The organism is Plantimonas leprariae (assembly GCF_008802405.1).
GTDB lineage: Bacteria > Pseudomonadota > Alphaproteobacteria > Rhizobiales > Rhizobiaceae > Plantimonas > Plantimonas leprariae.
The window spans coordinates 19,481-42,065 of sequence record NZ_VZDO01000022.1; the positions used below are offsets into that span (position 1 = coordinate 19,481).

Sequence of the window (22,585 nt, forward strand, 5' to 3'; positions counted from 1 at the left end):
CCCGACGAACCCCGGCCCGGCACTCCTGCCGACCCCCGCCCCCGCCTCCGCGATCCCCGGCGCGGCGGTCATGCGCCGCCCTCAATCATAGCTGTGCCCCGCCCGCAGCCCTTCCCGCACGCGGTGGGCGATTTCGAGGAAACGGGGGGTTTCGCGGATTTCGAGCGGGCGTTCGGTCCCCAGGTTGCAGTCGACGATCTCGTGAATGCGGCCGGGACGCGGGCTCATCACGACGATGCGGGTGGAAAGGAACACGGCTTCGGGAATCGAGTGGGTGACGAAGATCACGGTCTTCCTCGTCTTCCACCAGAGCTTCAGCAACTCCTCGTTAAGCCTGTCGCGCACGATCTCGTCCAGCGCGCCGAACGGTTCATCCATCAGTAGAAGTTGAGGATCGAAGGCAAGCGCCCGCGCGATCGAGGCGCGCTGCTGCATGCCGCCGGAAAGCTGCCAGGGAAACTTCCGCCCGAAGCCCGCGAGGCCGACGAGTTCGAGCCCGGCCTCGACGCGGCGCTTCCGCTCGGCCTTGTCATGCCCCATGATCTCCAAAGGAAGGCTTACGTTCCGCTCGATCGTGCGCCACGGATAGAGCGCCGCCGCCTGGAAGACGTAACCATAGGCCCGCGCCTGCCGGGCCGCCTCCGGCGTCATGCCGTTGACGCTGATCGCCCCCGCCGTCGGCCGCTCCAGATCGGCGATGACGCGCAGCAGTGTCGTCTTCCCGCAGCCGCTCGGCCCGATGAACGAGATGAACTCGCCTTCGCGAACCGAGAGGTCGACGTCCTTCAGCGCATGCACCGGACCGTCGGCCGTCCGGAACGTCAGCCCGAGCCCCTTCGCTTCGATGACGGATTGGCCCGCCGTCGTCATCTGCATCGCTTGATCGGCCCCCAATGCGTGCCGTCTTCGAGCGTCACCGTCCAGGCGTCGTTCTTCAGCGTCGCGCTGCCCGTTTCGTCGCCGCCGCTTTCGCCCTCGGTCTCGCAGGCGAGGACCAGCGCAAAGGCACCCTTCCCCTTCGCCGTCGCCTTCTTCAAGGCGCAGAACGCCGTGGACGACGTGATGCCCTCCGCGTTCAGGAAGAGGAAGTCGTCGGCGCCGCTGGATTCACCCGTCCTCGCGTAACGGCACCCGTCCTTCTCGCCGAACGTGCCGCCCGGAAACGGCTCGGCGGCACCGGCGGCTGTGGCGAGCCCGAGAAGGACGAAGAGAGCGGATATTCCGCGCAAGCGTCTCACACGCCCGCCGGAATGCCGGAGCGCTCGACGGGGCGCGGCGCGACGAGTTCCTTCCAGGTGGAGAGCGCCTTGTTCACCGGCGCGTTCGCCGGGCGCTCCACGAAGCGGCCGGAGCCCGTTTCGGCCCGCACGTCGCCGTCGCGATACGCCACCTTGCCCCCGGAAAGGACGATCTTCGGCAGGCCCTTCGCTTCGAACCCCTCGAAGACGTTGTAGTCGATCGCGGACTTCTGCGACGCCGCGCGGATCGTCTTCGTGGCGGCCGGATCGAACACCACGATGTCGGCGTCGGCACCCGGCAGGATCGCTCCTTTCCGCGGATAGACGTTCAGGATCTTCGCGATGTTGGTGGAGGTCACGGCGACGAACTCGTTCTTCGTCAGGCGCCCGGTATTCACCCCCTTCGTCCAAAGCACCGCGAGCCGGTCCTCCAGCCCGCCGGTGCCGTTCGGGATCTTGGTGAAATCGCCGAGCCCGAACCGCTTCTGCTCGGTGGTGAAGGCGCAGTGATCGGTCGCCACCACCTGCAGCGAGCCGCTCGCCAGCCCGGCCCAGAGCGAATCCTGATGTTTCCGGTTGCGGAAGGGCGGGCTCATCACGCGCCGCGCGGCGTAGTCCCAGTCGGCGTTGAGATACTCGCCTTCGTCCAGCGTCAGGTGCTGGATCAGCGGCTCGCCGAAGACGCGCATGCCCGCCTGCCTCGCCCGGCGGATCGCCTCGTGGCTCTCCTCGCACGAGACATGGACGACGTAGAGCGGTACGCCGGCCTGGTCGGCGATCATGATGGCGCGGTTCGTCGCCTCGCCCTCTACCTGGGTGGGGCGCGAATAGCCGTGCGCCTCCGGTCCGCGATTGCCTTCCGCCAGCAGCTTCTGTTGCAGGCTCGCCACCACGTCGCCGTTCTCGGCGTGGACGAGCGGCATCGCACCGAGCTCGGCACAGCGCTGGAACGAGGCGAACATCTCGTCGTCGTTCACCATCAGCGCGCCCTTGTAGGCCATGAAATGCTTGAAGGTGTTGATGCCGCGGCGCACCACCTCCGGCATCTCGTCGAACACTTGGCGGCCCCACCAGGTGATAGCCATGTGGAACGAGTAGTCGGCGCGCGCCTTGCCGGCCTTCTGGTGCCATTCCTGTAGCGCCTCGACGAGGCTCTGGTTCGGCGCCGGCAGACAGAAGTCGACCACCATCGTCGTGCCGCCGGCCAGCGCCGCCGCGGTGCCGGTATCGAAATCGTCCGACGAGAAGGTGCCCATGAAGGGCATCTCGAGATGGGTGTGCGGGTCGATCCCGCCGGGCATGACGTAGGCGCCGGACGCGTCGATCGTCTCGTCGCCGGAAAGGTCCGACCCGATCTCGACGATCCGGCCGCCGTCCACGAGCACGTCCGCCTGATAGGAAAGGTCGGCGGTGACGATGGTGCCGCCCTTGATCGCGATGGCCATGAAGCTCCTCCCCGGAATCGGCTTGGTTGGAACCATTCAAGGGTTTCGCCGGAGCGCCGTCAACCGGCGTTGCTGCCGGAAAGAGCATGGGCGGAAAGCGGGCAGGCGTTGCTGTCGCAGTTGCGGGAAATGGCCGGCGCGATAGCTCGCCGCTTCCCTCGCGATACGCAGCCTCGGAGCTTGCCGAAACGCGGAACGCCCTCGATACGGGCGTCGAGCACATAATTGGCGCCCTGCCCGCCCCTCCGAAGGCGGCCACACGATACTGCGGCTCCTCGGGGCGAAGGCCGACCTGATCCACATCGACGCCGACCACCACTACGCGCCGGCGAAACGCGGCATGGAACGCTATCTCGAACTACTCGCACCGGACGGCGTGATGATCTGCGACGACCTCGGCCGCTTCCCGGGCGTGACCGAGGCCGCCAAGGAGATCGCCGAGGAACACAACCTATTTGCGATCAAACAGCGCGAGAAGATCGTGCTGTCACGGTTGGAGATCGCCGAACGGATGGGGTTAACTTCGGACGGCCGGCACGATCGGGTGGCGACACAAGGATAAGTCAATCTATCCCGCCTTATAGGCCTGAGATCGAGTAGAACTCGGCTTTGTCTCCAGGCATTTAGGGCAGGAAACGCGATCTATCGCGATATCAAACCTTGCATCTATTTGGCGATAGCCCTGAATTGCGGACCATCAACTCCTTTCACGATATCGATCCCTGCAAACGCGACGCTTTTCATCTTGCGCAACTCAAACTTCGTCGCCCACAGCGGATCGATATCCGCGCACTGGCGCACTGCGTGGTAGAACATCGCGAGCGCTGGGCCATAGACGTCGAAATTCGACATACGCCTTATTGCGTGAAAGGTGACCTTGACGCCTCCATCGACCCCGATGACCGTAAGTTTCAGATTAGGCAAATCGTCAGCGGGTTTGTCGACCAATCCTTGCGATATATAAAACGTCTCAAAGTGATTCTTTTCGCCGTTGATGTCTTGCAACTCGGCCGCACTACAAAAGTAGTTTGTAGATGTTTCCATCTCCCGACTCGCATCGGCTGCCGTATCCCGATCCTTGGAACGACCACTTCCGTTCGCCCCATCGGCAACGTTTGAAGCCAAGAGCACAACCATGGAGAAGAGGACGATAAGTCGCGACATTTAGCTAAGCTTTAGAAAACTCTATGATGTGAACAGCATCCAACGCGAAATGGCCGCTTGGGATAAGAAATAAATCTATGCCGCGGCTGACTACTCATGGGCTGATCTGGAAGTACCACCGAAACGAGCAATGATCTCTCGCGCGCTATCCAGCGTCGATGCTCGCGCGCGTGCATGATTTTCTTTCTTTACCCATACTTCTTTAGGTTCGAATCCAAGCCTTCGAAGCTGCCGGCGCTCTGCTTCGGTCAGATCGGCAGGCTCTTCCATCGGCTTTCCCTCCTCATAGCTAACCTAAGCCACGATCACCGCCGTTTCCACGACGGCGTGGAACAACACGTCCGCACCCTTCTTCGCCCAGTCCTTCGTGATCTCTTCGGCCTCGTTGTGCGACAGGCCGTCGACGCAAGGGCACATGATCATCGCGGTTGGCGCGACGCGGTTGATCCAACAGGCGTCGTGTCCGGCGCCCGACACGATGTTCCGGTGCGACAGACCGAGCCGTTCCGCCGCCGCGCGGATCGCCGCAACGCATCCCTCGTCGAACGTCACCGGGTCGAAATGCCCGACCGCCTCGATCTCGAACCCGATGTCGAGCGCTTCGCAGATCGTCGCGATCCCCTTCTCGATCCGCCCGCGCATCACGTCGAGCGTTTCCTTGTCCGGCGAGCGGATGTCGATCGTGAAGACCACCCGCCCCGGAATGATGTTGCGCGAGTTCGGATAAACCTCGACGTGGCCGATCGCGCCGACGGCGTTCGGCTGGTAGTCCATCGCCACCTCGTGGACGAGTTCCGTCACCCGCGCCATCCCGAGTCCGGCGTTGCGGCGCTTCGGCATCGGCGTCGAGCCGGTATGCGATTCCCGGCCGGTCAGCGTCACCTCTAGCCACCAGAGCCCTTGGCCCTGCGTGACGACGCCGATGTCGATGCCCTCGTCCTCGAGGATCGGCCCCTGCTCGATATGGTACTCGAACAGCGCCTTGATCGGCCGCCCGCCGACAGGCTCGTCGCCCTCCCAGCCGATCCGCCTCAGCTCGTCGCCGAAGCGCTTGCCGGAGGCGTCCATCCGGTCCTTCGCCCAGCCATCCTCGTGGATGCCGGCGAAAACCCCGGATGCCAGCATCGCAGGGGCGAAGCGCGTCCCCTCCTCGTTGGTCCAGTTTACCACCACGATCGGGTGCCGCGTCCGGATGTCGAGGTCGTTCAGCGTCCGGATCACTTCCAGCCCGGCGAGGACGCCGAGCACGCCGTCGTACTTGCCGCCGGTCGGCTGCGTATCGAGATGCGAGCCGACATAGACCGGCGGCAGCGACGGATCGGTCCCCTCGCGGCGGGCGAACATGTTGCCCATCGTGTCGAGGCCCATCGTGAGTCCCGCCGCCTCGCACCAGCGCTTGAAGAGGTGCCGCCCCTCGCCATCCGCGTCCGTCAGCGTCTGGCGGTTGTTGCCGCCGGAGATGCCGGGGCCGATCTTCGCCATCTCCATCAGCGAATCCCAAAGCCGGTCGCCGTCGATCTGTAGGTTCGAGCCGAGCGCCGCCATGCCGCTCAATTCAGCGCTTCGAGGATGGGACGAAGCGTTTCGACGATCTCGCCGATCTGCCGTTCCTCGATGATCAGCGGCGGCGACAGCGCGATGATGTCGCCGGTGGTGCGGATCAGGAGGCCCTTCTCGTAGGCCTCGACGAAGGCCGCGAAGGCACGCTTCGTCGGCTGTCCAGCGATCGGTTCGAGCTCGATCGCGCCGATGAGGCCGATGGTGCGGATGTCGATCACGTGCCGCGTGCCGCGCAGCGAATGGATCGCGTCGGCCCAGACCGGCTCCAGCGCCTTCGCGCGCTCGAACAGCCCCTCCTCCTTGTAGGTCTCCAGCGTCGCCAGCGCCGCGGCAGCGGCGATCGGGTTGCCGGAATAGGTGTAGCCTCGGAAGAACTCGATCATATGCTCGGGCCCGCCCATGAAGGCGTCGTGGATCTCGTTCCTCACGAAGACCGCGCCCATCGGGATCACGCCGTTGGTCAGCCCTTTCGCGGTCACGATGATGTCCGGCGTCACCTCGAAATAATCCGCCGCGAACGGCTGGCCGAGCCGCCCGTAGCCGGTGATCACCTCGTCGAAGATGAGCAGAATGCCGTGCTGGTCGCAGATCTCGCGCAGCCGCTTGAGATAGCCCTTCGGCGGCGGCAGAACGCCGGTCGAGCCGGCGACGGGCTCGACGATCACCGCCGCGATGGTCGACGGGTCGTGCAGCGTCGCGATGCGCAGGAGATCGTCGGCGAGCTCGGCGCCGTGCTCGGTCTCGCCCTTTGGATAGGGGTTGCGCTCCGGGTCGTGCGTGTGCCGCATGTGGTCGACGCCGCCGAGCAGGCCGCCGAAGAACTTGCGGTTGTTGACGATGCCGCCCACCGAGATGCCGCCGAAGTTGACGCCGTGGTAGCCGCGCTCGCGCCCGATCAGCCGCTGCCTTGCCCCCTGCCCGATCGCCCGCTGGTAGGCGAGCGCGATCTTCAGCGCGGTGTCGACCGATTCCGAGCCGGAATTGGTATAGAAGACGTGGTCGAGCCCGGTCGGCGCGATCGAGACCAGCTTCGAGGCCAGTTCGAACGCCTTCGGGTGCCCCATCTGGAAGGCCGGCGCGTAGTCGAGTTCGGCCGCCTGCCGCTGGATCGCCTCGGTGATCTTCGGTCGGCAATGACCGGCGTTCACGCACCAGAGGCCCGCGGTGCCGTCCAGCACCTGCCGGCCGTCGCTGGTGGTGTAGTGCATGTCCTTCGCGCCGACGAACATCCGCGGCGCCTGCTTGAACTGCCGGTTCGCGGTGAACGGCATCCAGAAGGCGTCGAGATTGTTCGTCTGGGCGTGACCCGTTTGGAGTGGCGTCATGTCGTTCATCAAGGCTGCCTCCGAAGGGAACCCGCGCCGAGATCGGCGGCCTGCACCGATTTCTTGACTGGCCGGTCAAATCTGAGGCTAGAAGGGTGCCGGAAACCGGTCAAGCGGACTGAAGGGCAAGGGGTATGGACGCGAAAGTCGGCGGCGGCATTCCGCCCTTCGCCTCGACGCGCATTCAAGGCCGCAACCGCGCGCTGATCCTCGACGCGGCGCTCGCCGTCTTCGCCGCGCACGGCTTTCGCGGCGCGACGATCGACCGGATCGCGGCTGAGGCCGGCATGTCGAAGCCGAACGTCCTCTACTATTTCCGCCGCAAGCAGGACATCTACGAGGCCGTCTTGGAGACGACGTTGGACGCGTGGCTGGCGCCGCTCGAAGCGCTCGACCCCACCGGCGAACCGGTGGAAGAACTCCGCCGCTACATCTCCGCGAAGCTTGCCATGTCGGCCGAGCGGCCGGAAGCGTCGCGCCTTTTCATGGGCGAGGTGCTGACCGGCGCGCCGGTGATCGGCCCGTTCCTGCAAACCCGGCTGCGGGCGCTCGTCGACAGCAAAGCGGCGGTGATCCGAGGCTGGATCGCGGCCGGCCGGCTCGCGCCCGTCGATCCCGTGCATCTCGTCTTCGCGATCTGGGCGACGACCCAGCACTACGCCGACTTCGACGCGCAGATCCGCGCCTTGCTCGGCTCGTCGGAGGTCGACGATGTCGGCTTCCGCGACGAGGCGGCGAAGGCCGTGCTGACGATCATACTCGACGGCGTGAGGCCGCGCGGATAGCGCCCTTCTCTCCGGGAACCGTCCGCGGCTGCGATGCCGGCTTCGGATAGGTGTGCCGCGGCGGAATGCGATGGTGGAGCACCGCGACTGCGACGAGCAGCAGCGCGCCGAGCATCACCGTTTCGATGAGGACCTGCGGCGCCATCGCGCCGGTGATCGCGACGATCGGGATTGCGCCCGCCGGCGGGTGCGTCAGGCGCAGTTCCGCCATGACGGCAATCGCGATGCCGACGCCGACCGCCGCCGTCACCCAGCCCGCCGGAAAGAACGTCATCAGGACGAGCGAGATCAGGACGGCGACGAAGTAGCCGCCGACGACGTTCGCCGGCTGCGCCAGCGGGCTCTGCGGTTGCGCGAACAAGAGCACCGCCGTCGCCCCGAACGGCGCCAAGAGGAACGGCATCCCCGTCGCGCTCGCGATCCCGCCGGCGATGCCGATCCCGACGAGACCGCCGACACCGGCTTTCAGGCTGACGGCGAGATGAAGCGTCTCCGGCTCGTGCCGGGCGATGAAGTCTCGGGCGTGGCGCAGCATGATCGACCGATTCCGGTAAGGAAAGTCCGCTTATTGGCCGCGCACACGTCGTCCGCAAGCAAAGGCGTTCCCTATTCCGCCGGCTCGTTCTCCAGCACCATCGGTTCCGGCGCGAACTGCATCGCTTCCTTCCGCATCGGATTGTTCGGATGCGCCGTCCAGTTCGTGTATTCCGCCGGGATCGGCGCTCCCGTGCGCGGATCGAAGCCTTCGATCCGCTCCATCGTGATGCAGTCCTCCACGGGGCAGACGTTGACGCAGAGGTTGCAACCGACGCATTCCTCGTCGATCACCTCGAAGTGCCGCCGGCCGTCCAGCATCGAGGTGATCGCCTGGTGCGAGGTGTCCTCGCAGGCGATGTAGCAGCGGCCGCACTTGATGCAGAGGTCCTGGTCGATCCGCGCCTTGGTGACGTAGGAGAGATTGAGGTACTGCCAGTCGGTGACGTTGCGCGTCGCCTTGCCCCGGAAGTCCTCGATGGTCGCGTAGCCCTTCCCGTCCATCCATTCGGACAGGCCGGTCGCCATCTCCTGCACCACCTTGAACCCATAGGTCATCGCCGCCGTGCAGACCTGCACCGTGCCGCAGCCGAGCGAGATGAACTCCGCCGCGTCGCGCCAGTTGGTGATGCCGCCGATGCCGGAGATCGGCACGCCGTAGGTCTCGCGGTCGCGGGCGATCTCGGCGACCATGTTGAGCGCGATCGGCTTCACCGCCGGGCCGCAATAGCCGCCATGCGAGCCCTTGCCGTCGATGGTCGGCGTCGGCGCGAAATGGTCGAGGTCGATCGAGACGATGGATGAGATCGTGTTGATCAGCGACACCGCGTCCGCGCCGCCCTTCCTCGCCGCCCGCGCCGGGTAGCGGATGTCGGTGATGTTCGGCGTCAGCTTCACGATGACGGGCAGGTCGGAGTGCTGCTTGCACCAGCGCGCCACCATTTCGATGTATTCGGGAACCTGCCCCACCGCCGAGCCCATGCCGCGCTCCGACATGCCGTGCGGACAGCCGAAGTTCAGCTCCATCCCGTCGCAGACAGTCCGGTCGACCCGCGACAGGATCGCCTGCCAGCTTTCCTCGTCGCAGGGCACCATCAGCGAGGCGATCAGCGCCCGGTCCGGCCAGTTGCGCTTTACCCGCGCCATCTCTTCGAGATTGGTGTCGAGGTCGCGGTCGGTGATCAGCTCGATATTGTTCAGGCCGAGCAGCCGCCGGTCCGGCCCGTGGATCGCGCCGTAGCGCGGCCCGTTGACGTTGACGACGGCCGGTCCGGCCGACCCCAACGTCTTCCACACCACCCCGCCCCAGCCGGCCTCGAAGGCGCGGTTGACGTTGTATTCCTTGTCGGTCGGCGGCGCCGAAGCCAGCCAGAACGGGTTCGGCGAACGGATGCCGAGGAAATCGACGGAAAGATCGGCCATCAATTCATCCCCTTGTCGCAGGAAACCGGATGTCGGCTTCGGCCTGGATCGATGCTATGATTGGCGTGGAGCGCGAGCCGGGAGTTCGAGGCATGGCGACTACGCATCGGTTCACGATCAACCTTCACCCTCAGCCGGAAGGCGGTTTCACCGTTCTGGTGCCGGCCCTGCCGGAAGTGGTCACCGAGGGCGACACGCGGGAAGAAGCCCTGTCCCATGCACGCGAGGCCATCGAGGGCATCCTCGCGATCTACGCGGAGGAAGGCAGGGACATTCCGGAAGACGTTCCGACGGAGATCGAACACCTGACGATCGCCGCCTAGGGCGTGCCCGCACTCCCGAACTGCACGGGAAGACAGGCGCGTCGGGCACTGGAACGTGCCGGGTTCGAACTCGTCCGCATCGTGGGCAGCCATCACATCATGCGACACACCGGTCCGCCATCCCGCTCCGTCACCGTCCCCGTCCACCGCAATGCCGACCTGAAGCGTGCGACGCTTTCGTCCATCATCAAACAGGCCGGGCTTTCCGTCGACGAGTTCATCGGCCTGCTTTGAACCGTCGAAGGGCGGTTTCGCCTGTGCCCGCCGCATGCCCCTACTCCGCCGCCAGCCGGGTCGCGCCCGTCAGCACCGCGTGAATGTCCTTCGCCGCGACCTTGCCGTCCTCGACGGCCACCACCGTCAGGTCGTCGCCGTCCGAGATGCAGTCGCCGCCCGCCCAGACGCCGGCCATCGAGGTGCGGCGCCTCGCGTCGACCCGGATGCGGCCGCGCTCCAGTTCCAGCGCCGCGGCCTCCGCCGAGACGCCGTCCGGCGCGAAGCTCTGGCCGATCGCCTTGAACACCTGATCCGCCTCGATCGTGACCGTCTCGCCGGTGCCGACGAGCCGGCCGTCCTCGATCCGCGTCCGCTCCAGCTCGATGCCGGTCACGTGGCCGCCGCTCGCGAGGATGCGCTTCGGCTGGAGGTTGCAGCGGATGGCGACGCCCTTCTTCTGCGCCAGCTCCTGTTCATAGCGCGAGGCGTTCATCGCCTCCTGCCCGCGCCGATAGGCGATCGTCACCTCCTCCGCGCCGAGCCCTTTCGCCTGCACCGCGGCGTCCACCGCCGTCATGCCGCCGCCGATCACGACGACGCGCCGGCCGACCGGCAGCGAGCCGAGTTCCGCGGTCTGCCTGAGTTCCGCGATCCAAGCGACGGCATCGTGGTTGCCGCCGTGCCCCTCGCCCTCGCCCCCGAGCGCGTTGACGCCCGCGAGCCCGAGGCCGAGGAACACCGCGTCGTAGTCGCGCGCCAGATCGCCGAGATGCAAGTCGCGCCCGAGCGCCTGACCCTGCCGCAGCTCGATCCCGCCGATGCCGAGGATGAAGTCCACTTCGCCCTGCGCGAAGTTGCGCGTCGCCTTATAGGCGGCGATGCCGTACTCGTTGAGGCCGCCGGCCTTCGGCTTCGCGTCGAACACCGTCACCGAATGGCCGAGCATGGCGAGCCGATGGGCGCAGGACAGGCCGGCCGGCCCCGCCCCGACGACGGCGACGCGCCGGCCCGTCTCCGGCGCGCGGATGAACGGGTGCGCGCCGCCCTCCAGCAGATGGTCGGTGGCGTAGCGCTGCAGCATGCCGATCTTCACCGGCTTGCCTTCCGCCGCCTCGCGCACGCAGGCCTCCTCGCAGAGCGTCTCGGTCGGGCAGACCCGCGCGCACATGCCGCCGAAGATGTTGGCGGCGAGGATCGTCTTCGCCGCGCCGGTCGGGTTGCCGGCCCCGATCTGGCGGATGAACAGCGGCACGTCGATCGAGGTCGGGCACGCATCCATGCAGGGCGCGTCGTGGCAGAAGTAGCAGCGGTCGCTTTCCACCAGCGCCTCGTGCCGCTCCAGCGGCGGATGCAGGTCGTCGAAGTTGCGGGACAGCGCGTCGGAACCGAGCCGCCCGGCCGCGATGTCGGGAGTGAACGGGATGGTCTCGCTCATGGTCGAACCTCGCAACCGGCCGCCAGCGGATCATCCCGTTCGCAGTCGCAGTTTAGAATGATCCGAATTTTCCGGGTCCGTCAAATTTTTGATCAGGCGGTCAAACTTTCCGCCCGGAACGGATCGCGGCCGACCTTCTTCTCCCTGCAACGGGCGTGCCGGATACCGGCGACGATCCGGGTTACGGAGGTATCGACATGAGAATTCTCAGCACCTTGGCGCTCGCCGCCATGCTGGCGGCAGGCTCGGCGGCAGGCGCTTATGCGCAGAGCGGCGGCGGCGGCGGGTCCGGCGGCGCGGGCGGCGGCAGTTCGAGCGGCGGCAGCGCCGGTTCGGGCTCGTCCGGCTCCGGCTCGATGGGCGGCGGATCGTCCGGCGGGATGGGCGGCAATTCCGGCTCGTCCGGCGCGGGAGCGAGCGGCGGCGGCATCAACGATTCGGGAACCATCAGCCCCGGCGGCTCGTCCTCGGCCGGCGCCTCGAACGCCGGCATCGCGAGCCCCAACGGCAGCTCGGACGCGAACGGCCAGGGCGCGGCACGGCAGGGCCGCGTCAACAGTACCAGCCAGGACGACAGCGGCGAAACGGTGAACCAGAACACCGACTGTCCGAACGGCACGCAGTCTGGCGGCACCTGCAAGTAGGCGCTGCGCGCCTACTCCTCGGGCTCCGTCGTGAACAGCAACGGATAACCCTTGCGGCGGCCCGCGTCGGTGGCGCGGGTCGCCTTCGTTTCCGCCACGTCCCTGGTGAACACCGCGACGACGCAGGAGCCCTTCTGGTGAGCCGTGATCATCACGCGATGCGCCTGATCTTCCGTCATCCGGAACTCGGCCTTGAGGACCGAGGTCACGAACTCGCGCGGCGTGTAGTCGTCGTTGACGAGGATCACCTTATGGAGCTTCGGCCGCTCCACCTTCGGCACCGTTTTCGTTCGCGTCTCGAAATCGATGTCGCTCATGGGGCGCCCCCTGCATGCTGCGCTTCGGCCCCGCGCGATTTCTCTCGCGAGGTCTGTCGTTCCGGTCGGATCGGCTCGATTGCCACCCAACGCGCGCCGCTTATAACGGTTCGAAACGCGAAGCGGGAGTTCCGGCAGTGCTCGAGGAAGGCAGGGTCTACATAGGCTCAAGCATGCAGCCGGACGGCAAACCGGCGCTAGGCGAATATCTCGACCTGAAACTTGCCAACCGCCACGGCCTCGTGACCGGCGCGACCGGCACCGGCAAGACGGTGACGCTGCAGGTCCTCGCCGAAGGCCTGTCGGAGGCCGGCGTGCCGGTCTTCTGCGCCGACATCAAGGGCGACCTTTCCGGCATCTCGAAGCGCGGCGAGCCGAAGGACTTCCTCGTCAAGCTGGCGGCGGAGATCGGCCTCGAGCCCTACTACAACGACAGTTATCCGACGGTGTTCTGGGACATCTTCGGCGAGAAGGGCCATCCGGTCCGCGCGACCGTCGCCGAGATGGGCCCCCTCCTCCTGTCGCGCCTGATGAACCTCACCGAGGCGCAGGAGGGGGTGCTCAACATCGCCTTCAAGATGGCCGACGAGGACGGCCTCCTGCTGCTCGACCTGAAGGACCTGCAGGCGATGCTGGCGCACGTCGCCGAGAACGCCGACGAGATTTCGAAGCACTACGGCAACGTCGCCAAGCAGACGGTCGGCTCGATCCAGCGCGCACTCCTGGTGCTCGAACAGCAGGGCGCGGCGAATTTCTTCGGCGAGCCGGCGCTGAAGATCACCGATCTCCTCTCCACCGACCGCGACGGGCGCGGCACGGTGAACGTGCTCGCCGCCGACCGGCTGATGATGAACCCGCGCCTTTACGCCACCTTCCTCCTCTGGCTCCTGTCCGAGCTGTTCGAGGAGCTTCCGGAGGTCGGCGACCTCGACAAGCCGAAGCTCGTCTTCTTCTTCGACGAGGCGCACCTCCTGTTCGACGGCGCGCCGAAGATCCTCGTCGACCGCGTCGAGCAGGTGGTGAAGCTGATCCGTTCCAAGGGCGTCGGCGTCTATTTCGTTACGCAGAACCCGCTGGACCTGCCGGAATCCGTTCTCGCCCAGCTCGGCAACCGCGTGCAGCATGCGCTGCGCGCCTATACGCCGCGCGAACAGAAGGCGGTGCGCACCGCCGCCGAGACCTTCCGGCCGAACCCCGCCTTCGACTGCTTCACCGCGATCACCGAGCTCGGTGTCGGCGAGGCGCTCGTCTCGATGCTGGAAAAGGGCGGCGTGCCCTCGATGGTCGAGCGCACCCTCATCCGCCCGCCGGCGGGCCAGGTCGGCGCGATCACGCCGGCCGAACGCGAGGCGGTGATCGCAGCCAGCCCCCTTGCCGGCCAGTACGACAACCCGATCGATCCGGAATCGGCCTACGAGATCCTCACCGGCCGCGCCGAAGCGGACGCGAAGGCGGAAAGCGCGGCGCGCGAGGCGGAAGCCCGTGCCCGCACCGACGAGACCGCCCGCCGCGCCGAACGCGCCCGAGCCCGCGCTTCCGGTGAGGAAGCCGACGGCGGCCCGTGGGGCGGCGGCGAGGTTCGGCGCACCCGCACCGGCTTCCAGCTCCCCGATTTCGGCCTCGGCGGCGGCGGCCGCGACGACGCGCGGGATTACGACGACGACGAGGAGCGACGTCCGTCCCGCCGCGCGGCGGCCCGGCGCTCGTCCGGCAGCGGCGGCTATCAGCGCCAGACGATGACGGAGACGATCCTGAAGCAGGTCGGCCGCACCGCGGCGTCGACCATCACGTCCGCGGTCCTGCGCGGCATCCTCGGCGGCATGAAGCGCGGAAGATAATTCTCCTGCCTCTCGAATTTCCGGGCAGGCATTGTCATATGCCTGTCATGAGCAGCACGTCCTTTCCCCTTTCCTCGCAGAAGTCCGGCCTTGCCGCGTTCGTCCTCTGGCTGGTCTGCTTCGGCGGCGTCTGCGGCCTGCACCGCTTCTATCTCGGCCGCCCGTGGACTGGCCTGCTCTGGCTCGTCACCTTCGGCCTGCTCGGCGTCGGCCAGGTGATCGATCTGTTCCTCCTGCGCGGCATGGTGCGCGCCGAGAACAACGAGCGCCGGCTCGACGCGCTCTATGCGGAGCGGCATCTGCGCTCCGCCTGAGCATTCTTCCCTATCGGTCGATCAGCCTCGCCGGATCCCAACCGACGCTCTCCAGCCGCTCGCGGGCCGGCGTCGGGTCGGCGAGCATGACGGCGTGGAGCGCCGGCGTCCGGTCGTCCTCGCCGCGCCCGAGCGCCGCCGTCACCCGCCCGCGTTCGACGTAGAAGGCGGTGTAGGAACCGCCGTCGAGGTCGCCGGCGATATGCACCTCGTCCGTGCTCGTCGCGTGGCCGACATAGCTGATGCGATCGTACTGGCCGCTCCAGAAGAACGGCACGCTGCGGAACGGCTCAGCCTGTCCCAGCATCGCGCGCGCCGCCTGCCGGCCGTGCTGCTCGGCAACCCGCCAGTGCTCGATCCGGAGCGGTTTCGGCTGCCCCGGCACCGGCACCGCCGCGATGTCGCCGCCGAGATGGACGTCCGGCCGGAAGGCGAGCAGCGCGTCGACCTCGAGCCCCTTGCCCGCGTCCGGATCGACCAGCTCGGTGCGCGGCGCGGCCCCGATCGAGACCAGCACGAGATCGGTCTCGATCTCCTGACCCGACTTCAGCTTCACCGCGACGACGCGGCCGCCCTCCGCCTTCAGGCTCTCGACCTCCGCCCGGCAGTGGAGGGCGACGCCCTCGTCCGCGTGCCGCCGGGCGATCTGGCCGGCCACCGCCTCGCCAAATTGCCTGGCGAAGGGCAGCCTGTCCTTCGCGACCACCGAAACGCGCTTGCCCATGCCAGCGAGTTGGCTCGCCGCCTCCAGACCGATGAAGCCCGCCCCGATCACCACGACATGGTTCGCCGCGTCGACCGCCGCCTTCACGCGCCGGCCGTCGGCGTGCGAGCGCAGGGTCAGGACGTTCGGCAGGTCGGCGTTCGGAAGCTTCAGCCGCGCGGCGTCGCTGCCGGGTGCGACGAAGCACTTCGCGAAGCCCATCGTCCGCCCATCCGCAAAGCGCACTTCCCGCCGATCCGCATCGACCCGCTCCACCACGCCGACGACCGTCTCGATGCCGAGCGCTTCGAGTTCGCCCGGCGACGCCATCGGCAGCTTATCGTCCGGCCATTTGCCGTTGAGATAGGTCTTCGACAGGTCGGTGCGGTCGTAGGGTGGCTCGGCCTCCGGCGAGATCAGCACGATCCGCCCGTCGAAGCCGCCTTTCGCCAGTTCCTCGGCGCAGGCGAAGCCGGCAGCGCCCGCTCCGACGATCAGGAAGACCGCGTCCCCGCCGCGCCGCCGCGCATCCGGCTCGACCTCCGGCCGATGCTCGCCAACGCCCTCCGGCACTTCGACCGTGACGCGCCCGTTCTCGGCGCTCGCCGCGAACCGCGCCAGGCATTTGTGGCCCGGCGGCTCCAGATGGTCGCCGGAAGCGAGGTCGAACATCGCGTGGTGCCACGGGCAGATCACCCGGTTGCCGACGCGCACGCCGTCCTTCAGCGCCGCGCCCTTGTGCGGGCACGACGCGCCGACTGCGTTCACCGCGTCGCCGTCGCGCGACAGGAGCAGCTTCACGCCTCCGGCTTCCGCCTCCACCAGCCGGCCGTCGTCGAGTTCGGCCAGCGCGCAGACATCGTGCTTCATCGCCGGTCGCTCCTCCGCCTTCAGGCGAAGGGCAACGCCGGCTCCGCGGCGCGCGTTCCTCCGGCCGGGCCGCGACGCAGGCGGTTCAGACGATGCCGGCCTGCCGCACCACCACCTTCGAGCCCACCGGGGCGCGGTCGTAGAGGTCGATGATGTCCTGGTTCATGAACCGGATGCAGCCGGACGAGGCGGCGGTGCCGATCGTCCAGTACTGCGGGGTCCCGTGCAGGCGATAGAACGTGTCCTGCCCGTTCTGGAACAGGTAGAGCGCCCGCGCGCCGAGCGGGTTGTCGAGCCCGCCCGGCTTGCCGCCGTTGTCGGCGCTGTAGATGGAGAGTTCCGGCTGGCGCACGATCATCTCGTCGGGCGGCGTCCACTTCGGCCACTTCTGCTTCCACTGCACCTTCGCATCGCCGGCCCAGGCGAAGCCCTCGCGGCCGATGCCGACGCCGTAGCGCATGGCCGAGCCGTCGCCGTGCGACAGGTAGGCGAAGCGCGACGCCGTATCGATGGTGATCGTGCCGGGCGCCTCGCCCGTCGGATCCTGCACCATCTGGCGGTAAAAGCGCGGGTTGACGCGGCTGAGGTCGACGGGCGGAATCAGGAAGCCGCCGTCCTCGATCGGCCCGTACATCGATGCATATTCGGACGGCGCGCCGGAAACGCCAGCGCCGCCAGCGAGATAGCCATCGCCGCCGCCGAAGCCCGGCGCATAGTAGGCGGGTCCGACGGCGGTATCGGCGATGCGCGCGCGCGGATTGCTGGCGCAGCCGCTGGCCAGCGCTACCGCGCCGAGCCCGAACGTGGTCAGGAACGCGCGACGCGACGGGACTCGCGAAGCTTGATCGGACATCTCCAGCCGTCCTTTACGCAGGCCGCGAGGCTTCCCGCAGCGATACACTTGTTCTTTGACGCCGAAACCTTGCACGAAGCCGCAAGGTTCCATCGTGGTGGAAGGATGACGCAAGCGTGTTCGCTCCCGGCCTCCCGCGGCCGCGGACATGCGGCCGGTCGACGCGCGCCCGGCTTGCTCTATCTTGCTGGCCGGTTTCAAGCGGCCTCGCATGACGTATCGAGGGCCGCCCACCCGAGAAGGAGACGAGACGATGGCATTCACCCTGCCGCCCCTGCCCTACGACTACGAAGCGCTGCAGCCGTTCATGTCGAAGGAGACGCTGGAGTTCCACCACGACAAGCACCACAACGCCTATGTCGAGACGGGCAACAAGCTGGCGGCGGAAGCGGGCCTCGGCGACAAGTCCGTCGAGGACGTGATGAAGGAGGCCTACGGCAAGAACCAGCCGCTCTTCAACAATGCCGGCCAGCACTACAATCACATCCACTTCTGGCAGTGGATGAAGAAGGGTGGCGGCGGCAAGTCGCTCCCGGGCAAGCTGCAGACGGCCTTCGATTCCGATCTCGGCGGCTACGACAAGTTCAAGACCGATTTCGTGCAGGCCGGCGTAACGCAGTTCGGTTCGGGCTGGGCCTGGGTCGCGCTGAAGGACGGCAAGCTGCAGATCATGAAGACGCCGAACGGCGAGAATCCGGTGGTCCACGGCGCGTCGCCGATCCTCGGCGTCGACGTCTGGGAGCACTCCTACTACATCGACTACCGCAACGCCCGCCCGAAGTACCTCGAAGCCTTCGTCGACAGCCTGATCAACTGGGACCACGTCCTCGAAATGTACGACAAGGCCGGCGGCTGACGCCTCTTCCGCTCCGTAAGGCTTAGCCGTAAAGGCCCCGGCCGCCCGGCCGGGGCACTGCGTCGTGGTCATGGTACGCGCACGGGCAGGAACCGAACGCGCTGAAGCCGCAGGAGCACCGCGTCGCACCGGGCTCCCCTTCGGGTACCCCTCCCTTCCGCCCGCGAATTTCCCTCGACTTCGCGCCCGTAACGAAAAGGGGCGCTGCCGGATCTCGGCAGCGCCCCTTCATTTCATGGATTGTCGAGATAGCCGGCCCCGGCGAGGTTCCGACCGCCGGAGGGATCGACGGCGGCCAGGCGGCCAATGCTTCAGAATTCTTCCCAATCATCCTTCTGCGCCTGCGGGGCAACCCCACCGGTGCCGGTGTGCTTCATCTGCGCGACCGGCCGGTGCGCGACAGGTGCCGGAGCGGGGCGGGGAGCAGCGGCCGGACGGCGCGCCGCAACCGCGAGGGGTGCGGAAGCACCACCGTTCTTGGTCTTGAAGCGCCCGGTCAGTCCGGCCAGTTCCTCGGTTTCGCTGGCGAGGCTCTGCGCCGCCGCCGTCGTCTCCTCCACCATCGCCGCGTTCTGCTGCGTGACCTTGTCCATCTGGTCCGCCGCGGTGGAGACTTCCTTCAAGCTCACCGCCTGCTCCTTCGCCGAATGGGCGATGCTGGAGACGACGCCGGCGAGGCTGCCGACGCCCGCGACGATCTCGTCCAGGCTCTGACCGGACGCCGTCACCAGTTCGACGCCCTGCCCGACCTGCTGCGACGAGACATGGATCAGGTCCTTGATCTCCTTCGCCGCTTCCGCCGAGCGCTGCGCCAGACCCCGCACCTCCTGCGCCACCACCGCGAACCCACGCCCCGCCTCGCCGGCTCGCGCCGCCTCGACGCCGGCATTGAGGGCGAGAAGGTTGGTCTGGAAGGCGATCTCGTCGATCACCCCGATGATCTTGCCGATCTCGGCCGAGGAGCGCTCGATCGCGGTCATCGCCGCCACCGCCTGCCCGACGATCGCACCGCCCTTCTCGGCCGTCTTCTGCGTCGACTGCGCCGTCGCCTGCGCCTGGATGGCGGTCCCGGCCGTGTCGTTGATGCCGCGCGTCACCTCGCTGAGCGCCGCCACCGTTTCCTCCAGCGACGCCGCCTGCTGCTCGGTGCGCTGCGACAGGTCGCCCGCCGCCACGGTGATCTGGTTCAATCCAACTCGCATGGAGCCGACCGCCGCGACCACCGAGCCGATAGCGTCCTCCAGCGAGCCGACCGCGTCGTTGAACTTCGTGCGGATCGGTTCGAACTCCGGCGCCACCGATCCCGTCATCCGCGCCGTCAGGTCGCCCGCGGCCAACCGGTCGAAGCCGGCCTCGACGGCATGCACGAACACCCGCAAGTCCTCGGCCTTCGCCGTGTCGATCGCCGCCTGCCGGTCGCGGCTCAGCGCCTGCGCCTGCTGCGCTTCCGCCGCCTCCGCCTCCAGCCGCTTGTTCTGGTTCGCCGCGTCCTTGAATACCTGCACGGCTTTCGCCATCACACCCACCTCGTCGCCGCGGTCGGTACCCTCGACAGGAACGTCGAGCTGACCGGAGGCGAGCTCCTTCATCCGCTGCCCGAGCAGGTTCAGCGGACCGGTGATCCCTTTAGCGGCGATCACGAGCGCGCCGATCAGGCCCAGCACGCCGCTGAACAGGGTTCCGCCGACGAGCAGATAGGCGTTGGTGTGGGACGCTGCGCTCAGTTCTTCCGACCGCTGATTGACCCGGGCGATCGTCTCGTCGTTGAGCGCGGTCATTTTGGCGGATGTATCGGCGATCAGCGGATCGGCGGTCGCCATGATGGCGGTGACCTGGTCGTTGGCGTTCGCCACTCCCGCATCCGCGGCCTTGGCGACCAGAGCCGTCACCTGATCGAAGCCGGCTCGAATGGCATCGACCTGCTCCTTGCGCTCGTCCAGGCGCGTCGCGACCTGGTCCAGATACTGGCGCCCCTTGACGACGGCATCCTTCGCGTCCTTGGCGGCCTGCTCGGCTTGCGGGCCGTCGTAGGCGATGGCGCGGTACACGGAGTAGCCCATCGCGTTCATGGTGCGGTTCGCCCGGGCGAGATAAAGCGTCGCTTGATCGAGATTGGTGATCATTGCGGAATAGTCGTCGTCGGCCGAGCGGATCACGCTCGCGGCATAGAGCGACGCCGCGACGCCGATCAGGCTTATCACGGCGGCAATGCCTGCGATCTTGGTTCCGATTTTGATTCTATTCATCATTATGATGCGCCTTCACGACCCGAAATTTCATATTTATCGGTATCTTGAAATGCTTTCTGAACAGATAAAGTGCGCGCTGGCTGTTGGTCGTCGCCCACGGAACGCGAGCCCAGCGTGATGCGTCAGTCGCGCGAAGACAGACGCTTACCGAATGCGGGCAGCGCCCCCGACGCTAGCGACCCAATCCTATTCGGTGGCGAAAACTTATCCCCGTTCTCGCCGTCTCGCGTAACCTTCGCTCACCGTCGCCCCGTCGAGGGAGCGCGAATGATCACCGGGATCGTTCGGTGGGGTGGCGGGCGGGTCCGGATCGGCTGTTGCTTCCGGAGCGACGGCGGGTCCGGGCAGCGTGAACCGTGGCCGGTCTTCAGCAATGGGGTCCGGGAGCAGGCCGAGGAACCCGAACGGCTGTGTAGCCGAGGACAATGTTCGGATCACGCCCTTGAGGCGAGGTGAGCCACCTCGCTGAAGGTCATGGGGACGCCGGCGAGGCAGCCGGTGGCAAGCGTTGCGAGACACCCGCGCGGGCGCCAAAGGCAGGCCGCTTTGACGAGTAGCATACGTCGGAAGGTTCTGCCTTCGGCGCCCGCCGCTTCCAGGCGGCATCCACCACCCGCAAACCCCGGCCACCACGGCGCGGGAACGCGAAACCGCGTCCGCTTAATCCCGGCGGAAGATCAGCCGCCCGAGCCACCCCGTCACGATGGCCAGCGCCACGGCGAAGCTGCCGTACCACGGGCCGTAGCGGTGCGCGAGGTCGGACACCGTGCTTTCGAAGCCGGACTTCACCACCCAGAGCGTGTCGGTGCGCTCCCTGAGGAACACGCCCTTGCGGAACAGGAAGGCCCGCGCGACGTGCTTGCCGACCGGCAGGTCGGCCGGCAGCCGGAGTTCGGCGCGGAACAGCGTTGCGCTGACGAACTCCACCGTGCCGAAGCTCTCGCGGAACAGGCCGCGCTCGGAGCGGATGCGGCGGACCGCCGTCGCGTACCGGTCGCGGTTCGGCGCAGAGGTCCGGCCGGCCGCCCGCCGGCTCATCTGCAGGTGGTCGATGCCGATCGAAAGCTGCGACAGGACCTGAGGCGAGGTGATGTCGGTCAGCCGGCGCGTCGCGGCGAGCGAATAGGAGGCGGGCACCGTGTCGAACCGCTCCGAGCCCTGGTTGATCCACAGGCCGACGGTACGCTCCTTCTCGCGCACCACGATCGGCACCACCGGTCCCTCCAACGCCACGACGATGTCGTAGCCGCCCTGCCGCAGCACCTTCGCGTCGGCGTTGTCGAGCGCCCCGAACACGACAAGCCGCGCGCCGGAGAAGTCGGACGAGATCACGATCTCCTCGGTGGAAAGTCCGATCTCGAAAGCCTCCGGCAGGCCGGTCGTCCCCTCCGCCTGGCTCTGGGCGAAACCGGCGCCGGTCAGCGCCAGCAGCAACGCGACGAACCAGACGGCGAGGAGAACGGAGCGCCGTGCCACCGTCAGCCCGTTTCGCCGCTCGGCAGGTTGATCGAATAGATGTCACCCGGATAGACGACGAGCTCGACGGCGAGGCGCACGCAGACCGACAGGACGAGCAGCGCCAGGAGCGCGCGGAGCTGCTCGCCGCGCAGCCGCTGCCCGGCCCGCGCCCCGAACTGCGCGCCGATCACCCCGCCGGTCATCAAAAGGAAGGCGAGCACGACGTCCACCGTGGTGTTCGTCGCAGCCTGCAGCACCGTCGTCACCGCCGCGGTGAAGATGATCTGGAACAGCGACGTGCCGACCACGACGTTGGTCGGCACGCGCAGGAGATAGATCATCGCCGGCACCATGATGAAGCCGCCGCCGACGCCCATCACCGCCGCGAGCACGCCGATCAGGAAGCCGAGCACCAGCACCGGGATCACCGAGACGTAGAGCTTGGAGCGCTGGAAGCGCATCTTCAGCGGCAGCCGGTGGATCCAGTTGTGGTGGCCGGGCTTGCGCGGATCGGCCGGCTGGCCGTTGCCGGAGCGGCGCATCGCCCGGACGCTCTCGGTCAGCATCAGCCCACCGATCGAGCCGAGGAAGGCCACGTAGAGGAGCGATACCGCCAGATCGAGCTGGCCGAGCCGTCGCAGCAGCGTGAAGACGAAGACGCCGGCGACGGAGCCGAGCGCCCCGCCCGCCAGGAGCACCGTGCCGAGCTTCACGTCGAGCGTGCCGCGCCGGTAATGGAACAGCGCGCCCGCGAAGGACGAGGCGATCACCTGATTGCCGCCGGTCGCGACGGCGACGGCGGGCGGGATGTTGTAGAAGATCAGCAGCGGCGTGATCAGGAAGCCGCCGCCGACGCCGAACATCCCCGACAGGAAGCCGACCGCCGCGCCCATGCAGACGATCACCAGGACGTTGACGGGTATCTCGGCGATGGGAAGGTAAAGACTCACGCGAACCGTCCGGACGACTGTCCCCACCATAGGCGAAGGGCGGCCGCTGCGGACCGCCCCTTTACGACGGAAGACCGGGCGTCTTC

General features: G+C 67.3%; 24 protein-coding genes. 8 read left to right on the top strand and 16 right to left on the bottom strand.

Going from position 1 to position 22,585, the window contains the following annotated elements; genetic code table 11:
• Positions 1 to 81: 81 nt before the first annotated feature.
• Genes F6X38_RS20840 through hydA form a run of 3 tightly spaced genes read right to left on the bottom strand, consistent with a single transcriptional unit; the run spans position 82 to position 2,683 of the window.
• On the bottom strand, positions 82 to 870 hold the full coding sequence (locus F6X38_RS20840; protein WP_150973300.1) for an ABC transporter ATP-binding protein: 789 nt from the start codon (positions 868 to 870) through the stop codon (positions 82 to 84).
• Entirely contained in the window at positions 867 to 1,229 is a 363-nt protein-coding gene (locus F6X38_RS20845; protein ID WP_150973209.1) for a hypothetical protein, read from the bottom strand. The genes F6X38_RS20840 and F6X38_RS20845 overlap by 4 nt, the downstream gene beginning before the upstream one ends.
• Before the next feature lie 5 nt (positions 1,230 to 1,234).
• The gene (hydA, locus tag F6X38_RS20850; protein WP_150973213.1) at positions 1,235 to 2,683 is read right to left on the bottom strand and encodes a dihydropyrimidinase; all 1,449 of its coding nucleotides are present in this window, start codon (positions 2,681 to 2,683) and stop codon (positions 1,235 to 1,237) included.
• 265 nt (positions 2,684 to 2,948) lie between these two features.
• Here hydA and F6X38_RS24010 point away from each other — a divergent pair, with 265 nt between their 5' ends.
• Positions 2,949 to 3,245 (top strand): class I SAM-dependent methyltransferase, encoded by a 297-nt coding sequence (locus F6X38_RS24010; protein ID WP_281353090.1) that lies wholly within the window; start codon positions 2,949 to 2,951, stop codon positions 3,243 to 3,245.
• A 104-nt stretch (positions 3,246 to 3,349) separates the two neighbouring features.
• On the opposite strand, the gene F6X38_RS20860 is transcribed toward F6X38_RS24010, so the two are convergent.
• From F6X38_RS20860 to aptA, 4 genes are all read right to left on the bottom strand, one after another.
• Complete coding sequence (locus F6X38_RS20860) at positions 3,350 to 3,847, bottom strand: hypothetical protein (protein WP_150973217.1); 498 nt, start codon at positions 3,845 to 3,847, stop codon at positions 3,350 to 3,352.
• Between the two features lie 90 nt (positions 3,848 to 3,937).
• A complete protein-coding gene (locus F6X38_RS20865) occupies positions 3,938 to 4,117 on the bottom strand; it encodes a hypothetical protein (RefSeq protein WP_150973219.1) in 180 nt (59 codons plus the stop codon).
• Positions 4,118 to 4,141: 24 nt separating this feature from the next.
• Positions 4,142 to 5,392: a Zn-dependent hydrolase gene (locus tag F6X38_RS20870; RefSeq protein ID WP_150973302.1), complete on the bottom strand. Its 1,251-nt coding sequence runs from the start codon at positions 5,390 to 5,392 to the stop codon at positions 4,142 to 4,144.
• A 5-nt stretch (positions 5,393 to 5,397) separates the two neighbouring features.
• A complete protein-coding gene (gene aptA / locus F6X38_RS20875; protein WP_150973304.1) occupies positions 5,398 to 6,732 on the bottom strand; it encodes an omega-aminotransferase AptA in 1,335 nt (444 codons plus the stop codon).
• Positions 6,733 to 6,866: 134 nt separating this feature from the next.
• Here aptA and F6X38_RS20880 point away from each other — a divergent pair, with 134 nt between their 5' ends.
• Positions 6,867 to 7,517 carry a TetR family transcriptional regulator C-terminal domain-containing protein gene (locus F6X38_RS20880; protein ID WP_150973221.1) on the top strand — a complete coding sequence of 217 codons (651 nt, stop codon included), beginning with the start codon at positions 6,867 to 6,869 and terminating at the stop codon, positions 7,515 to 7,517.
• Here F6X38_RS20880 and F6X38_RS20885 read toward each other — a convergent pair.
• Positions 7,486 to 8,052 (bottom strand): HPP family protein, encoded by a 567-nt coding sequence (locus tag F6X38_RS20885; RefSeq protein ID WP_150973223.1) that lies wholly within the window; start codon positions 8,050 to 8,052, stop codon positions 7,486 to 7,488. The genes F6X38_RS20880 and F6X38_RS20885 overlap by 32 nt on opposite strands.
• Positions 8,053 to 8,123: 71 nt before the next feature.
• The gene (preA, locus tag F6X38_RS20890; RefSeq protein WP_150973225.1) at positions 8,124 to 9,473 is read right to left on the bottom strand and encodes an NAD-dependent dihydropyrimidine dehydrogenase subunit PreA; all 1,350 of its coding nucleotides are present in this window, start codon (positions 9,471 to 9,473) and stop codon (positions 8,124 to 8,126) included.
• A gap of 92 nt (positions 9,474 to 9,565) precedes the next feature.
• Between preA and F6X38_RS20895 the strand changes: the two genes are divergently transcribed.
• Entirely contained in the window at positions 9,566 to 9,796 is a 231-nt protein-coding gene (locus F6X38_RS20895) for a type II toxin-antitoxin system HicB family antitoxin (RefSeq protein ID WP_150973227.1), read from the top strand.
• A 3-nt stretch (positions 9,797 to 9,799) separates the two neighbouring features.
• The gene (locus tag F6X38_RS20900; RefSeq protein WP_150973229.1) at positions 9,800 to 10,030 is read left to right on the top strand and encodes a type II toxin-antitoxin system HicA family toxin; all 231 of its coding nucleotides are present in this window, start codon (positions 9,800 to 9,802) and stop codon (positions 10,028 to 10,030) included.
• Between the two features lie 40 nt (positions 10,031 to 10,070).
• Here the strand turns inward: F6X38_RS20900 and F6X38_RS20905 are convergent, their stop codons facing one another.
• Positions 10,071 to 11,447: an NAD(P)-dependent oxidoreductase gene (locus F6X38_RS20905; protein ID WP_150973231.1), complete on the bottom strand. Its 1,377-nt coding sequence runs from the start codon at positions 11,445 to 11,447 to the stop codon at positions 10,071 to 10,073.
• A 197-nt stretch (positions 11,448 to 11,644) separates the two neighbouring features.
• On the opposite strand from F6X38_RS20905, the gene F6X38_RS20910 reads away from it, so the two are divergent.
• Positions 11,645 to 12,091, top strand: coding sequence for a hypothetical protein (locus F6X38_RS20910; RefSeq protein WP_150973233.1), 447 nt, complete (start codon positions 11,645 to 11,647; stop codon positions 12,089 to 12,091).
• An 11-nt stretch (positions 12,092 to 12,102) separates the two neighbouring features.
• Here F6X38_RS20910 and clpS read toward each other — a convergent pair whose 3' ends face one another.
• The gene (gene clpS, locus F6X38_RS20915; RefSeq protein ID WP_425482901.1) at positions 12,103 to 12,447 is read right to left on the bottom strand and encodes an ATP-dependent Clp protease adapter ClpS; all 345 of its coding nucleotides are present in this window, start codon (positions 12,445 to 12,447) and stop codon (positions 12,103 to 12,105) included.
• A gap of 98 nt (positions 12,448 to 12,545) precedes the next feature.
• On the opposite strand from clpS, the gene F6X38_RS20920 reads away from it, so the two are divergent.
• Both F6X38_RS20920 and F6X38_RS20925 read left to right on the top strand, forming a co-directional pair.
• Positions 12,546 to 14,246: a helicase HerA-like domain-containing protein gene (locus tag F6X38_RS20920; RefSeq protein ID WP_150973237.1), complete on the top strand. Its 1,701-nt coding sequence runs from the start codon at positions 12,546 to 12,548 to the stop codon at positions 14,244 to 14,246.
• Positions 14,247 to 14,293: 47 nt separating this feature from the next.
• A complete protein-coding gene (locus F6X38_RS20925; RefSeq protein WP_150973239.1) occupies positions 14,294 to 14,560 on the top strand; it encodes a TM2 domain-containing protein in 267 nt (88 codons plus the stop codon).
• Between the two features lie 10 nt (positions 14,561 to 14,570).
• Here F6X38_RS20925 and F6X38_RS20930 read toward each other — a convergent pair whose 3' ends face one another.
• On the bottom strand, positions 14,571 to 16,133 hold the full coding sequence (locus F6X38_RS20930; RefSeq protein ID WP_150973241.1) for an FAD-dependent oxidoreductase: 1,563 nt from the start codon (positions 16,131 to 16,133) through the stop codon (positions 14,571 to 14,573).
• A gap of 85 nt (positions 16,134 to 16,218) precedes the next feature.
• Positions 16,219 to 16,986 carry a L,D-transpeptidase gene (locus F6X38_RS20935; protein WP_150973243.1) on the bottom strand — a complete coding sequence of 256 codons (768 nt, stop codon included), beginning with the start codon at positions 16,984 to 16,986 and terminating at the stop codon, positions 16,219 to 16,221.
• A gap of 253 nt (positions 16,987 to 17,239) precedes the next feature.
• Between F6X38_RS20935 and F6X38_RS20940 the strand changes: the two genes are divergently transcribed.
• Positions 17,240 to 17,842 carry a superoxide dismutase gene (locus F6X38_RS20940; RefSeq protein WP_150973245.1) on the top strand — a complete coding sequence of 201 codons (603 nt, stop codon included), beginning with the start codon at positions 17,240 to 17,242 and terminating at the stop codon, positions 17,840 to 17,842.
• 311 nt (positions 17,843 to 18,153) lie between these two features.
• Here the strand turns inward: F6X38_RS20940 and F6X38_RS20945 are convergent, their stop codons facing one another.
• From F6X38_RS20945 to F6X38_RS20955, 3 genes are all read right to left on the bottom strand, one after another.
• Positions 18,154 to 20,043 (bottom strand): methyl-accepting chemotaxis protein, encoded by a 1,890-nt coding sequence (locus F6X38_RS20945; protein ID WP_246191467.1) that lies wholly within the window; start codon positions 20,041 to 20,043, stop codon positions 18,154 to 18,156.
• Positions 20,044 to 20,751: 708 nt separating this feature from the next.
• Positions 20,752 to 21,567 carry a TIGR02186 family protein gene (locus F6X38_RS20950; protein ID WP_246191468.1) on the bottom strand — a complete coding sequence of 272 codons (816 nt, stop codon included), beginning with the start codon at positions 21,565 to 21,567 and terminating at the stop codon, positions 20,752 to 20,754.
• Positions 21,568 to 21,569: 2 nt separating this feature from the next.
• Positions 21,570 to 22,499 carry a sulfite exporter TauE/SafE family protein gene (locus F6X38_RS20955; RefSeq protein WP_150973250.1) on the bottom strand — a complete coding sequence of 310 codons (930 nt, stop codon included), beginning with the start codon at positions 22,497 to 22,499 and terminating at the stop codon, positions 21,570 to 21,572.
• Positions 22,500 to 22,585: the final 86 nt, after the last annotated feature.

What these genes read in the sequence shown, in the direction of transcription:
- F6X38_RS20840 (WP_150973300.1), bottom strand. Translation starts at nt 870, where the DNA reads ATGACGACGGCGGGCCAATCCGTCATCGAAGCGAAGGGGCTCGGGCTG.
- hydA (WP_150973213.1), bottom strand. Translation starts at nt 2,683, where the DNA reads ATGGCCATCGCGATCAAGGGCGGCACCATCGTCACCGCCGACCTTTCC.
- F6X38_RS20860 (WP_150973217.1), bottom strand. Translation starts at nt 3,847, where the DNA reads ATGTCGCGACTTATCGTCCTCTTCTCCATGGTTGTGCTCTTGGCTTCA.
- F6X38_RS20865 (WP_150973219.1), bottom strand. Translation starts at nt 4,117, where the DNA reads ATGGAAGAGCCTGCCGATCTGACCGAAGCAGAGCGCCGGCAGCTTCGA.
- F6X38_RS20870 (WP_150973302.1), bottom strand. Translation starts at nt 5,392, where the DNA reads ATGGCGGCGCTCGGCTCGAACCTACAGATCGACGGCGACCGGCTTTGG.
- aptA (WP_150973304.1), bottom strand. Translation starts at nt 6,732, where the DNA reads ATGACGCCACTCCAAACGGGTCACGCCCAGACGAACAATCTCGACGCC.
- F6X38_RS20880 (WP_150973221.1), top strand. Translation starts at nt 6,867, where the DNA reads ATGGACGCGAAAGTCGGCGGCGGCATTCCGCCCTTCGCCTCGACGCGC.
- F6X38_RS20885 (WP_150973223.1), bottom strand. Translation starts at nt 8,052, where the DNA reads ATGCTGCGCCACGCCCGAGACTTCATCGCCCGGCACGAGCCGGAGACG.
- preA (WP_150973225.1), bottom strand. Translation starts at nt 9,473, where the DNA reads ATGGCCGATCTTTCCGTCGATTTCCTCGGCATCCGTTCGCCGAACCCG.
- F6X38_RS20895 (WP_150973227.1), top strand. Translation starts at nt 9,566, where the DNA reads ATGGCGACTACGCATCGGTTCACGATCAACCTTCACCCTCAGCCGGAA.
- F6X38_RS20905 (WP_150973231.1), bottom strand. Translation starts at nt 11,447, where the DNA reads ATGAGCGAGACCATCCCGTTCACTCCCGACATCGCGGCCGGGCGGCTC.
- F6X38_RS20910 (WP_150973233.1), top strand. Translation starts at nt 11,645, where the DNA reads ATGAGAATTCTCAGCACCTTGGCGCTCGCCGCCATGCTGGCGGCAGGC.
- F6X38_RS20925 (WP_150973239.1), top strand. Translation starts at nt 14,294, where the DNA reads ATGAGCAGCACGTCCTTTCCCCTTTCCTCGCAGAAGTCCGGCCTTGCC.
- F6X38_RS20930 (WP_150973241.1), bottom strand. Translation starts at nt 16,133, where the DNA reads ATGAAGCACGATGTCTGCGCGCTGGCCGAACTCGACGACGGCCGGCTG.
- F6X38_RS20935 (WP_150973243.1), bottom strand. Translation starts at nt 16,986, where the DNA reads ATGTCCGATCAAGCTTCGCGAGTCCCGTCGCGTCGCGCGTTCCTGACC.
- F6X38_RS20940 (WP_150973245.1), top strand. Translation starts at nt 17,240, where the DNA reads ATGGCATTCACCCTGCCGCCCCTGCCCTACGACTACGAAGCGCTGCAG.